A 13,455-nucleotide genomic window follows, 5' to 3' on the forward strand; every position below is an offset into this window, starting at 1 on the left:
TTTACCATCCTGAGATAGGTAAGTATGAAAGATATCTGGTTCGTAATTTTTAGTATAGGATTATCACAAGGGATATTTCTCATTTGTGCTTTACTATTGCTAAAGGGTAAAAGGAAACTATCCGTTTATCTCCTGTTAGTATTTCTTCTCTGTGTCATATCCCTTGTCTTTTCCGAATGGCTCAAAACCCAATTCCCCATCGATGAGGTTCTCTTTACCTTCAGAAATGGAGAAACCATTCCTTTACTCATAGGCCCAATTATCTGGTTCTATGTACTTTCTGTGCTAAAAGCTGATTTTCGGCTTGAAATACGGCATTCCCTCCATTTCCTGCCTTTCTTCTTGTTTTTCCTGTATTTCCTCCCCTTTTATATTTCAACCGATGAGTATAAACTTGCATACGTTCAAAGCCTGAATCAAAAATCCATTCCCCTGGATTTAGCTTTATTCTCCTGGTTTAAAGGCCTGCATACCCTCATCTATATTCTGATCAGCATCCTTTTTCTGAGGAAAAAATTATCTCAAAAACGGCTGAGAGATCAATGGTTCAATAGCCGTCTGATGATAAGCTTGCTAGGCCTCCAAATGCTGGGTATACTTAGTATTTACGCCATTGTTGTTGCGGAATACATAAGCCCGGATATACAAATTGAATCTGATAAAATCGGAGCCTTGGTCATCAGCACTTCCTTTTTCATTTTTGCCTTCGCTATCATTCTTTTTCCCAAAACCCTTTTACCCGAAGCAAAGACAAGTAGAAATAAATATGAACATTCTACCCTCAACCAGGATGAAAAAGAACGCATCCTCCGAAAACTTCAAAAAAAGCTCAGAGACGAAAAGCAGTACTTAAATCCTAACCTAAGTTTGGCAGAGCTTGCCCATAAGCTAGAGATCAACAGCAACCAACTTTCCCAGGTAATCAATGAGCTCCTTGGTAAGAACTTCTATCAACTGATCAATGAATACAGAGTAGAGGAAGTAAAAAGGAACATTCTTTCTCAGGAAAAGACACTATTAGGAATTGCTCTGGAAAGCGGATTTAATAGTAAATCTGCTTTTAATCGTATTTTTAAAGAAATCACAGGAAGTACTCCTTCCGCCTACAAAAAATCCCTCACCAATAGGTCCTAACTTATACAGAAGGTCGATAAGCATGATGCTTTGCTTTTTCTTGAGCAGAGTTTCATAAAAAAAATCACCCTATGAATCGCCTTCAGAAAATTTTCTTATCTAAAAAAATCCTGCTTCCCTTTTCGATTCTCCTGCTCTTATTTCTGGCTTATGCCTTGCTGGCTCGCTATAAAGGGCAAGTCGAATATGTGACATTTGAAAGTGATATCCGCCTGGAAGGCGTCTTAAGTAAACCCCATAATCAAGGGCCTCATCCAGCAGTTATCATTTTGCATGGTTCGGGAGCGAGCCATCAGGAGTATGACAAGCTTTTCAATAGACTTCATGCCAATGCCTTTGTTGAAAAAGGTTTTGCCAGCCTTGCATATACCAAGAGAGGTTCTGGGAAAAACGAAATCGACTACCGCTATTTCACCTACAAAGACCTGATGAAGGATGCCATGGCAGCTCTCGATTTTCTCCGAAGCAGACCAGACATCGATCATAAAAATATTGGGATTATGGCTATCAGTGAATCTGGCTGGTTCAGTCCAGAGCTAGCAGCCAGAGACTCAAACATTCGATTTATCGTAAATCGAGTAAGCTCTCCTTTCAACGTGCCCCGAACCCTCTCTCATGAAATCAGGATGGATGCAAAAGCAGAAGGGTTCACAGAAAAAGAAATCGAAGAGGATCTTTTACCTATGCACAGAGAAATCTGGCAGTATTATATAGAAGCTGCAAAAGATTTATCCCAGGATCGGACTTCCCTAAGAGATTCTGTGAATGGCCATTTATCAAAACTCCATAATAGTCCCAAATTCAGTAAGTGGTTTGTCGCTGATAAACTTTCCCCATACGATCCCAAGCTTATCGCTGCACGAGGCTCCAATTATTCCTATGATCCTTTGCCCTATTTACGGGCAAGCAATACGCCTTTCCTTTATGTTATGGGAGGGAAAGATCGCAACATGCCCAGTCAGGAAATTATCTCATTTTTAGAGGAATTTCGTGTAGCGGAAAATAAAGAAATCGAAATAAAACTCTATCCAGATGCCAGTCATTACCTCTACAAGTGGAGCTTGCGTGATGGCCCTTTCGAAGGCTTGTATGTAGAAGGATATCTGGATCTAATTACAAATTGGGCAAAGAAACAAATAAGAGATTAGCATGCTTGCGACCTGGGTAGGATGAGCTCCTGAGGCCAGAAAACAGGGAGTTTTATCAAAAAGTGTCTTTTTATTTACCTTGACCCTTTCCGGATTTTTTGGTCTAATAGTATGAGATTACGTATTTTTCCGTTCTATAAGTAAAGCATTCTATAATCGTACTCTTACTATGCGCATATTCCTGATTAGCCTGTTCCTCTGTTTTTTTACCCAGGGACTTTTCGCTCAAGTCGATACCACTAGCACAAATATTGATACAACAGCTAATGATAGCTCTCGTGTAAATCCCGAAATGTTATCCCGCGGATTTACCCCCGGCCCTATGCTGGATGCCTACCAGCTCAAGAACAGTAAGTGGTACTATAGTATCAATGATGCTGTACGTGAGCCAGAAAAGGTTTACAAACTTTCCCTGAGTGGACAGAAATACAAAGAATTGCCTCCAGGCCTCGATCGTTTCTCCAATCTGCAAGTACTCAACCTCAGCAATAATAAGCTCAAAACGATTCCCGGCGATATCAGCCGTTTACAAAATCTGGAAGTCCTGATCCTTAGTAGAAACAAAATCAATCACCTGCCTGAGGAGATCAAGAACATGGAAAATCTCACGACCATATATTTAAGCAAAAATCGTCTGGTAGAAGTTCCCGCATGGATCGGAGGCTTGAGCAAATTGAGATCTTTGGATCTTTCGCTCAACAATCTCACCTGGTATGAGATCGAATTGGTGCAGAAAAGACTGCCACGCTGTAAGATCACGCATTAGGGGAGACCTTTTGGGGTGTTAGGGTGTTTGAGTGTCAGGGTTGATTAAATAACTCACGCTAACACACTAATACTCACACACCCTAACCCATATTTTCTCTTGAACGCTAAAACACCTTTCTGTAACTTGCGCGGGTTAGAAAATTAAGATGCAGGATAAAATTCAACAGATACTGGCAGAGGTCAATTCCTTTGTCGTAGAGAAAGCTGAGGACCTTGAGGAGTACCGCCATAAGTACACCGTAAAAAAAGGCATCATCAATCAGATGTTCAATGAGTTTCGAAGCCTTCCCCCTGAGCAAAAACGGGAATTAGGGAAACCTTTGAACGAGCTCAAAAATCATGCACAGGCACGTTTGGAAGAATTCCAAAAAGGGCTCAAGTCTCAAAACCAATCTGCAAATAAGCCGCATGACCTCACCCTTCCCGGAGATCCTTTTGTTACGGGTGGGAGGCATCCGCTTTCTATAGTGCTCAATCGCATCGTAAGTATTTTTGAAAAGATCGGCTTTACCGTAGCCGAAGGACCAGAAATTGAAGACGACTGGCACAATTTCTCTGCCCTCAATTTTCCCGACAATCACCCTGCTAGAGATATGCAGGATACCTTCTTCGTAAATCGCGATCCGGAATATGTGCTGCGTACCCATACTTCATCTGTGCAGGTGCGCGTGATGGAAGATTCTCAGCCGCCCATTCGGGTACTATCTCCAGGAAGGGTATATAGAAATGAAGCTATTTCTGCACGTGCGCATTGCTTCTTCCATCAGGTAGAAGGATTGGTGGTAGACGAAAACATCAGCTTCGCTGATATGAAGCAGGCCCTGCTTTATTTTGCCAGAGAAATGTTTGGAGAAGGAGTAGAAATCAAACTCAGGCCCTCTTATTTCCCATTTACTGAAATCAGTGCGGAAATGGATGTAACCTGTGGAGTTTGCTATGGAAAAGGATGTAACGTCTGTAAGCACTCCGGCTGGTTGGAAATCATGGGTTGTGGCATGGTAGACCCCAATGTACTGGAAAACTGTAATATCGATTCCAGCAAATACTCCGGTTACGCATTTGGGATGGGCGTGGAACGTATCGCACAGATTCTCTACCGGGTACCGGACTTGAGACTGTACTCCCAAAACGATATTCGCTTTTTGCGATTGTTTGAGAAAATATAAAGAGGAAGCCTCTTTTAATTGCATAGATCATGAATGTACTGCTGATTAATTGCGGTAGTTCCTCGGTAAAGATTGAAGTAATTCAAACCGAGACTACCGAGAGACTACTTGTGGCTCGACTGAGCGATATCAATCAGGAAAAACCAGCTTTTAGCTTAAATGGGGAAAAAACTGATTGCCCGGATAGCGGTCATCAGGCCTGTCTGGATTTTGCCATTCCACGAATCAAATCAGCTTTGACAGAACACAAACTCTCCGGCATCGTTCATCGTGTCGTTCATGGAGGTGCCGATTTCAGTGGGCCAGTAGAAATAGACGAAAAGGTAGAGCAGGCTATCGAAGAACTTTCCTCTTTAGCTCCCCTACACAATCCCATCAACTTATTGGGTATCAGGCAAGCGAAAAAACATTGGGCTGAGCTTCCTCATGTCGCTGTATTTGATACCGCCTTTCATAGTACCCTTCCTAAACGCGCACAATCCTATGCGCTATCTTCCGAATTATCTGATAAGCATGGCATTCGAAGATATGGTTTTCATGGAAGCAGCCACAGCTATGTCAGTCGCAAGGCATCAGAATTTCTCCAACAGGATATTCGCCAACTCAGACTGATTACTTGTCATTTGGGCAATGGGGCTTCTCTGGCAGCAGTCGAGTTTGGTCGTTCAATTGAAACTTCTATGGGTATGACGCCTTTGGAAGGTCTGGTCATGGGTACTCGAAGCGGAGATGTAGATCCCGGGATTCTCATTCATTTGATGAAAGAAGAGAATTGGGATTCTTCCCAACTGGATGAGGCTCTCAATAAAGAAAGTGGTCTGAAAGGAATATCCGGCACCAATGATATGCAGGATATCGAGAATATGGCTGCCGGAGGAAATGAAGCAGCAAGGAAAGCCATTCAGATTTTCAGCCATAGACTTAGAAAGTATATCGGAGCATATGCAGCGGTGATGGGAGGAGTAGATGCCATTATATTCACTGGTGGAATAGGGGAGAATAGTGCGACCATCAGAGAAAGAGCTTGTCAAAGATTAGAATTTCTGGGAGCTATCCTGAATGAAGATGCCAATCGAGATGCCGATTTAGACGACAAACATGCTATCGCGGATATTTCCATGGGACATAGCCGCTGCAAATTGCTGGTCATTCCCACGGATGAGCAATATGAAATGGCGCGCAAGGCTGAGCAGATTATTCAAAAGAAACATATTGTAAAAGAAACTCCCCTTAGGATACCTGTGGCTATTTCTGCCCGCCATGTTCACCTTACACAAGAGAGTATCGATATTCTTTTTGGAAAAGGCTATGAACTCAGCGAGTACAAACCCCTCTCTCAACCCGGGCAATTCGCAGCCAATGAACGACTGAGTTTGGTCGGCCCCAAGAATACCATTGAAAGAGTGCGCATCCTTGGACCGGTACGTTCGAAAAATCAGGTAGAGATTTCTCGTACAGATGAATTTTTTCTGGGAATAGATGCTCCCGTACGTGCATCCGGGCATGTAGAAAATACTCCCGGCATAAAACTGGTAGGACCGAAGGGCGAATTAAGCCTCAAAGAAGGCGTGATCTGTGCCTGGAGACATATCCACATGACCCCCGCTGACGCGGAAAACTTTGGAGTAGAGGACAAGGATATCGTAGAAATCCGGATCGAAAATGAAGAGCGTAGCCTGACTTTCGGAAATGTCCTCATACGCGTCTCACCCAAGTATGCACTGGAAATGCATATCGATACAGATGAAGCCAATGCTGCGGAACTTAGTAGAGGAGCAGTAGGAGAGCTCATTGCAACCGACCATGCTGGCCAGGTCTTGCGGAAGAAAACCCGATAAATAAAAACTTCCTCCTCTCTTTCATTGCGAGCCCATGATATGGGCGAAGCTATCCACTTGACTCCAAAAAAGACTATCTACATCAAGGAGATTGCTTCGGTAGTCCTCGCAATGACAGCAGTTTCGCATGTTTATAATAATTTTTTATACACATCTAAACTATTGACCAACAGACCCTTAGCACATAAATTCAGCCCTTCATCTAAAAAATTAGTTGTTAATCTAAGTTTTTAGATATACATTTGATCTAAATCTTTAGATCAAATGCAAAAACTCACACGTGCAGAGGAACAATTGATGCAGATAATCTGGAAGCTGGAAAAGGCATTCCTGAAAGAGATTATGCAGGCCCTTCCAGAACCTAAGCCTAAACAAAGTACCGTTTCGACCATTATCAAGATTTTGGGAGACAAAGGCTTTATCTCGCATCATACCTTTGGCAAATCCCATCAGTACTATCCTTTGGTTGAAAAAGACAGCTATGCCAAGGCTTATTTTCAGCAATTTTTAGGCAAGTACTTTGACGGTTCCTTCAACCGCCTCTTGAGCTTCTTCCATAAAGAAGGAGAAATAGACCTCCAAGACCTCGACGAAATATTGAATAAACTCAATGAAGAAAAAGATCAATGAGTACGCTTAGTTTCCTACTTGCATTCACAACGATTGCTGGCCTTTTATTTGGCTACTATCTTCTTTTCCTCAGAAAAGAGAGACAGTTTCAGCTCAATCGATTTTTTCTCCTGGCTATCCTGCCCTTAGCCTTCTTTTTACCGGGAATAGAGTGGGAAATGTATCAGGCGAAAGAAATTGCACCTGTATGGGAAACGACCTTACAAAGCATTGATATTACTGCCGGAAAGGTAGAAGAGGTCTGGGTATTTCCATTCGAAGAAATCATCCTGGCTATCTACCTGGGAATTGCAGCTTTACTCAGCCTACTATTCTTCCATCGACTGTATAAAATCAGCCAGTTAATCCACCAAAGTCCACAAAAAGAGAAAAAAGAAGGATTTATCCTGATTCGCTCAAATGTGCAGCAATCCATCTCTTCTTTTGGGCCCTACATTTTCTGGAATAAAGATCTTCATTTTGAGTCCGACGAACAGTCAAGCATACTCCAACATGAAGTCTGCCATGTCCGGCAACTTCATAGTCTGGATGTAGTCTTCATGGAAATATGGAAAATTGTTTTCTGGTTTCATCCCCTCGTTTACCTCATAGATCGGGAACTAAAAATTATTCACGAATATCAAGCAGATCGGGCTGCTTCGCAACAAGGCGATCAGCATAGCTATATACAATTGCTCCTGTCCCAAAGTCTGGGTCAAAAGCTGCAGCTTTCACATAGTTTTTTTCAACATAGACCAAAAAATCGAATTATGATGATTCTGCGTAAATCAAACTCCCCCTTAAGCAGCCTGAAATACCTGCTATTGCTCCCTTTTTGTTTTGTCATCTTCTTAGCCTGTACTTTCAATATCAATAAACCTCAGGCATTTACCGTAATTTCTGGTACGCAAGCTCCGTCTCCGGCTGAGCTCAGCATAGCACCTATAACAGAAAGTGAAAATGCCCTTGTGCCAGAAGCGGAGGAAGAAGAAATCAGCTATCCCGAAGAAGTAGAAAAAACAACTCCTCCATTCCTTGATGAAGAGGGTATTCTCGATGACACGGGTGTGGAAGAATACATACAAAATGAAAAAAGTGAAAGGGCCGCTGAAAGATACTTTTTGAATGGGCCGGAAGTGATTGTGCCTAAAGCAGAACCTGGCATAGACGAATTTATAAAAGTCAATCAGGAGCCTCGCCCTATCAATGAGGAGGATGTGAAGAAACTAATTGGATATCCTCGCATGGCTATAGATGCCTATATACAAGGGCAGGTAGTGTTTCGCGTATTGGTAGATCAATATGGAAGAATCCAGAAATACCAGGTTGTAAATGAAGTACACCCTATTCTCGTAGCGGCAGTAGAAAAACACATTGAAAAAATGATTTTCACTCCTGCAATGAAAGAGGGTATGCCAGTTAAATTTTGGGTGAATATCCCCTTCAATTTCAAGCTACTCACCGATAAGGATAGCAATAAAAAGAAAAAGCAAAGGAGATAAGGCACACTCTCAAAACACAAAATCTCATACTTGTCGAAATCAGAGATCATGAATCTATTTAATTACATACTCTCATTCTCTCTTATCTCAGGAGCCTTATATGCTTATTATTTCATCTTTCTTAGAAAAGAAAATAAGCTGGCATTCAATCGCATTTATCTCCTGGCAATTTTACCGATATCTGCGATCCTTCCTCAGCTAGAGCTGCCTGTATTTTCGCCGGCCAAAGTAAGTCCCTTTATCAGTACAAGTCTTGAAACAATCACAATAACTTCGGAGGCCGTAAGTTTATGGGCCTATGACTATAATGAGATTTTGAGTGCCCTATACATGATTATATGTCTCCTCAGCATGGGGATTCTCATATTGCGAATGAGCAAATTGATCTATAAGATCAAGTATTCAGAAGAGAAAGAATACATAAAAGGAGCTACCCTTATTTACAGTGAGGGGAAGATAAGTCCTGCTTCTTTTGGTCCCTACATTTTCTGGGATAAAGGAAGTAAGATGAGCGAGGAAGAAAAGCTTCAGATCATTCAACATGAGCTTTGTCATGTAGAGAAACGCCATAGCCTGGACATCTTATTCATGGAGATATGGAAAGTCCTCGCATGGTTCAATCCCATGCTTTACCTCATCCAAAGTGAACTTCGTATGGTTCACGAATACCAAGCCGATCGAGCTGCTTCACAGCAAGGTGAGCAGCATAGCTATATAAAATTGATCCTGTCCCAAACTTTGGGTCAACCGCTGCAGCTGACACACAGCTTTTTTCACATGCATACCAAAAATCGAGTTATGATGCTTATGCGAAAACCGGATCCCCGAAAGTCGAGGATCAAATACGCGATGCTTCTACCATTTGCTTTTGCGCTGGTCATTGCCTGTACTTCTGAAATTGAAGAAGCACAAGTGATCTCCGCTGAGAATGCCGAAAAGAAATACCTGGCCATTCTTGATAGTGTCCCCGCTTCTGAAAATGGGCCTGTCATGATTGAGATGACTACGGTAGACCAACAACCAAAACCACTTAACATCAATGAAATCAAAAAGACCATTGGATATCCTAAAATTGCTCGGGACGCCGGCATAGAAGGAAAAGTTCTGGTTAAGGTCGAGGTGAATAAGTTTGGTGAATACGTAGCTCACGAAATCATCGAATCGGATCACGACATCCTTTCTCGTGCAGTAGAAGAACATTTAAGCAAACTCACCTTCGAAACTCCTGCCAAAGACGGTAAGGCAGTCACAGTAAAAGTTACCGTCCCTTTCAACTTTGTTTTAATAGACTAAAATCACATGAACCACTCAATTATAAACTCCGCTTTACTCAAGCATATTCTCCTTTCATTTTTCATCCTGTCTCTATTTTCTCTGACAAATCTCTCCGCTCAGGATAAAAACCATAAGGTTGACAAATATCCCAAATGCACCAATCTGGTAGAGGTACATCAGGCCATCGGTTATCCCAAGGAAGCCGCAAAGGCAGGAATAGAAGGGAAAGTTATGGTGAAAGTAACAGTAGATAAATATGGCAAGGTAAGCTCCCATGAGATCCTGCCAGGTTCTCCCAAAGAGTTGGCTGAAAGTGTAGAGCCGCATATTGCATCGCTCACCTTTACTCCAGGAGAAAAAGATGGTAAAGCCGTATCTACCAAGATTACTTTACCCTTCCTCTTCAAACTAAAATAGCTACCCCCCTTCAATCTCGGGCTTAGGAAGCAGATTCGCTTTCTAAGCCCTTTCTTTTTTTCTAATTTGTATCCATGAAACACAGCTGGATACTCCCCATACTTTTTTGTTTTTTTCCCTTCTCATCTATCGCTCAATCTGCCGAAGAGATTCTGGATCAGGCTCGTTCGGAAATTGCGATTCTCTGCTCTGACTCTCTCGGAGGCCGAGGATATATTGACGAGGGGCATATTAAAGCCGCCAATTACCTCAGTCATCGATTTGAGGAAATGGGGCTTCTGGCTTTACTCGAATCCCGAAAGACGGGCAAAGATACCTACCTCCAAAAATTTCCAATTGAAATCAATCTTTCTACAAATGCCCGCCTCAACATTGATGGGAAAGACTATCAAATAGGGGAGGAGTTTATTGTTAGTAAAAGTAGTGGATACGGCTCGGCCAAAGGAAAAATACTGGATCTCGGCTATGCACTGGATGGGAAAAATTTCTCAAAGGCTTCAGGCAAAATAGTTCTTATTAGAAATGGATTGCCTAAGGAGATTGCCAATGATTCCGAAAAGAAAGCAGCAGTGAAAGAAATGAGTAATATCCAGATGCGCATAGGAACCTTATCCGTGCTCGGACCTCAGGCAATTCTTGTTTTACATGAAAAATTGACTGCCGGTTTTTCTCGCAATTTTGGTAATGTCCCTGTGATTGATATTCAGGCAGATTTAAAAAAGGATAAGTGGAAAAAAGCAGACTTGAAAGTAGAAACGGGACCCAAATCTCTAGAATCGCAAAATGTGATCGGACTCATTCCCGGCAAAAAAGTCCGGGATACAGTAATCATTGTTAGCGCTCATTATGATCATTTGGGGAAAGTAGGTACAGCCATTTTTCGGGGGGCCAATGATAATGCCTCAGGAACCAGCATGCTACTTTCTATGGCCGATCATTTTTCGAAAGCGGAGAACCAACCGGATTACAGCATGCTCTTCATAGCTTTTGGAGGAGAAGAAACCGGTTTATTAGGTTCTGGTTTTTATGTCCAGCAACAGACGCTCGTTCCCCTGACTCAAACGAAATTTATCCTCAATCTGGATCTGATGGGAAATGGAGTAGATGGAATAATGGCCGTGGGAGGGAAGGATTTTCCTAGGCAGTTTGAAAAGCTGGTACAGGCAAATGAGGAATTATCGGCGGTTCCAAAAGTCCGTTCCCGAAAAAACGCTCCCAATAGCGATCATTATTTCTTTCTGTTAAATGGAGTTCCCGGTTTTTTTATTTACACTTTGGGAGGGCCCCCTCATTATCATGATGTCAATGATACACCCGATACGATCGAGCTATCGAAGTACGTAGAAGTAAGGAATTTGCTTATAAAGTTCTTAAAGAGCCTATAATTTCGCCAAAAGATTGATCCCTGTTTCACTTTTTTCCGTAAAGATTCGTTAGTAGATGGAAGGTATGACCTTTCATTTCAGGCTTATAAAACACATAGCGGAATCTAAATGGCATCTCCTTTCGTCATTACCATCGTTGTACTCATTTTGGTCTTCTTTGCTGCAAATGCGGTCCTCTTTATAATTGCCCGCATGCGAGAAGCCAACAGAGATCAGCAGGATAAGCTGACTGATGAACATGTATCTGATGAAGAGATTGAAGGATTTCTTGGTTCTAAGCCCTAATCCGCACGCATATCCCTTACCAAACTCAGTAGATTATTTCGGAGATCTTGTAGCCCATAAATATTGTTATCATAAACAATATACGGGAAGCGTTTGAAGTCCCCGGGAAGGTCTCGGGCATGCTGGGTGATCAGAATTACATTCTTTCCGAGGGTGTGAGCAACTCCCACCTTATAAAACACATCCGGATGTTTATAAGTAAGGTCAGCTATGATCAACTCACATTCATTGATTTCTCTCCAGTTTATTTCCAGAGAATCCTCAGAGTAGATCGAATTTGCCTTGCGTGAATAATAGCCCAGCTCTCTAAGGGTATCTTTAAGATGAAGCCATAATGATTCGGACCAGTAGGCTTCCAATGGCATAAAGACCAAAGCAGTTAGAGGCTCAAAACTAAATTCTCTTTGCTTAAAAATCGGATCAAAACTTATCTTCTTTCTCTCCTGGGGAATAGGCACACTGAGTGGTTTTTCGACAGGAACTTCCACTTTCGGTTTTCCATTTTGAGGAGGGTTCTTCCGATAATTTTTCAGCTCGAGTTGTTCCCATACCAAAGCCCGAACGACCTGATGCGTCTCGTGATTTCCCCACATCATACTCAAGCTCCCATAAGCCTTCTGGACCGGAGACTCGAACTGAAACATCAAACTAAAGGTTTGGCCCGTATCCGACTGATTGATCCCGTATAACAGAAAGCTTACTTCATCTTTTTTCTGATTGTAGACACTTCGAAGTTGACGAAGGGTGAGTGCCGGATAGGTTTCCCCTTCCGAGGTAGAAAGGAAAGCCGTAGCAGCTTCTTTTTTCAGGTACTTATTAGATATATTGGAAATAAGCTTGCTCACTTGATCCAGAGAGAATTTATCCTCTTCGAATAAAAACATCTCATGCACCATAGAAGCGGTTTTGAGATTTACCTCAGCAGTTCTCTCCAGAAAATCGCGAATCATGGCCTGAATCATTTTGCCACGCTTGGCAAAAATCTCTACTTCTGCACTACAAGCATTACTGCTTTCAAAATTGATGACAATATTTGCCCATTCACCCTGAGCCGTAGCCGCATCCATCATCAAGGTTCGGACACTTTTCCGTCTTTTCTCCAGAAAGAGTTTAAGGCCTTTGAAGCCTACATTGGAAAAAGGCTGGCCATTGGAGGTAATAACTTTTATATGAAAAGGAGCCCGATGTAGCAGATGCTCAGAGATTCGACTCAGCATTTCAATAATCAGGTCTGCTGAGAAAGAGGCATCGAAGGAAAAACGGTCCCTTACCGGTCTTATGGTAGAGAGTGAGTCAGACCTCACAGTTCTCGAACCTGGTATCCTATCTACTTTCGCTCTACTCTCCTGAGCCTTTCTTTTTTCTTCTTCCAGTAAGCGGGCCGCTTCTTCAGCCAATCTGCTAGCTTCTTTGGCTTTAGCTTCCTTATAGCTTTTGAGGTTGCCAATTAATTCGCCCACATATTCACGAGCCCATAAAGCATCCTCATCCAATGCCACATACTCGCCTCGAAATATCGATTGAATTTGCTTACTGATGTAGGTAGAATCGCTGCTGATGACAAATTGTGATTCGGCCTTGCTTCCTTTTTTGGGATAACGGACAGAGACACTCATACTCTTCCCCTCACCGATATTACAACTGCTGGTAAGTGAGCGCACATCTCCTTCATGCTCCTCAAAGACAGAAGCCAATTCCGCATAGTCCATGCCGTAATAGCTTTGCCCTTTGAAGGTCGTCAGATACGTACTAAAACTTAAGTTCGGAGAAAAAAAACCGGCAGCTTCCTTGAGCCGTTCGATCAAAGCAAAGATTGAAGTAAAATCAAATCTTCCGATTAATGCCGCTTTTTTCCGGGTCATATATTTGTCCTGCGATATTCAATGCGAATGGTCGCTCGCATCCTAAACTACTTATTCTCCTTTAAA

12 protein-coding genes are annotated in these 13,455 nt (G+C 42.3%); 11 read left to right on the plus strand and 1 reads right to left on the minus strand.

Going from position 1 to position 13,455, the window contains the following annotated elements; translation table 11 throughout:
- The first annotated feature begins 24 nt into the window (after window positions 1–24).
- The 11 genes from R8P61_26125 (at window position 25) to R8P61_26175 (ending at window position 11,527) form a co-directional block, all read left to right on the plus strand.
- The gene (locus R8P61_26125) at window positions 25–1,134 is read left to right on the plus strand and encodes an AraC family transcriptional regulator (protein ID MDW3650580.1); all 1,110 of its coding nucleotides are present in this window, start codon (window positions 25–27) and stop codon (window positions 1,132–1,134) included.
- Between the two features lie 71 nt (window positions 1,135–1,205).
- On the plus strand, window positions 1,206–2,282 hold the full coding sequence (locus R8P61_26130) for a hypothetical protein (protein ID MDW3650581.1): 1,077 nt from the start codon (window positions 1,206–1,208) through the stop codon (window positions 2,280–2,282).
- 169 nt (window positions 2,283–2,451) lie between these two features.
- On the plus strand, window positions 2,452–3,048 hold the full coding sequence (locus R8P61_26135) for a leucine-rich repeat domain-containing protein (protein ID MDW3650582.1): 597 nt from the start codon (window positions 2,452–2,454) through the stop codon (window positions 3,046–3,048).
- Between the two features lie 148 nt (window positions 3,049–3,196).
- On the plus strand, window positions 3,197–4,216 hold the full coding sequence (gene pheS / locus R8P61_26140; protein MDW3650583.1) for a phenylalanine--tRNA ligase subunit alpha: 1,020 nt from the start codon (window positions 3,197–3,199) through the stop codon (window positions 4,214–4,216).
- Between the two features lie 29 nt (window positions 4,217–4,245).
- Window positions 4,246–6,054: an acetate/propionate family kinase gene (locus tag R8P61_26145; GenBank protein MDW3650584.1), complete on the plus strand. Its 1,809-nt coding sequence runs from the start codon at window positions 4,246–4,248 to the stop codon at window positions 6,052–6,054.
- A 264-nt stretch (window positions 6,055–6,318) separates the two neighbouring features.
- Window positions 6,319–6,684, plus strand: coding sequence for a BlaI/MecI/CopY family transcriptional regulator (locus R8P61_26150; protein MDW3650585.1), 366 nt, complete (start codon window positions 6,319–6,321; stop codon window positions 6,682–6,684).
- The gene (locus R8P61_26155) at window positions 6,681–8,165 is read left to right on the plus strand and encodes a M56 family metallopeptidase (protein ID MDW3650586.1); all 1,485 of its coding nucleotides are present in this window, start codon (window positions 6,681–6,683) and stop codon (window positions 8,163–8,165) included. Before R8P61_26150 ends, R8P61_26155 begins: the two co-directional genes overlap by 4 nt.
- 48 nt (window positions 8,166–8,213) lie before the next feature.
- Window positions 8,214–9,458: a M56 family metallopeptidase gene (locus tag R8P61_26160; GenBank protein ID MDW3650587.1), complete on the plus strand. Its 1,245-nt coding sequence runs from the start codon at window positions 8,214–8,216 to the stop codon at window positions 9,456–9,458.
- A gap of 6 nt (window positions 9,459–9,464) precedes the next feature.
- Entirely contained in the window at window positions 9,465–9,857 is a 393-nt protein-coding gene (locus tag R8P61_26165) for an energy transducer TonB (GenBank protein MDW3650588.1), read from the plus strand.
- Window positions 9,858–9,931: 74 nt separating this feature from the next.
- Window positions 9,932–11,242 carry a M28 family peptidase gene (locus R8P61_26170; GenBank protein MDW3650589.1) on the plus strand — a complete coding sequence of 437 codons (1,311 nt, stop codon included), beginning with the start codon at window positions 9,932–9,934 and terminating at the stop codon, window positions 11,240–11,242.
- Between the two features lie 108 nt (window positions 11,243–11,350).
- Window positions 11,351–11,527, plus strand: a complete 177-nt coding sequence (locus tag R8P61_26175; GenBank protein MDW3650590.1) for a hypothetical protein — start codon at window positions 11,351–11,353, stop codon at window positions 11,525–11,527.
- Here R8P61_26175 and R8P61_26180 read toward each other — a convergent pair.
- The gene (locus R8P61_26180) at window positions 11,524–13,389 is read right to left on the minus strand and encodes a hypothetical protein (GenBank protein MDW3650591.1); all 1,866 of its coding nucleotides are present in this window, start codon (window positions 13,387–13,389) and stop codon (window positions 11,524–11,526) included. The two genes, R8P61_26175 and R8P61_26180, sit on opposite strands and share 4 nt — an antisense overlap.
- Window positions 13,390–13,455: the final 66 nt, after the last annotated feature.

The organism is Bacteroidia bacterium, assembly GCA_033391075.1.
Lineage (GTDB): Bacteria > Bacteroidota > Bacteroidia > J057 > J057 > JAWPMV01.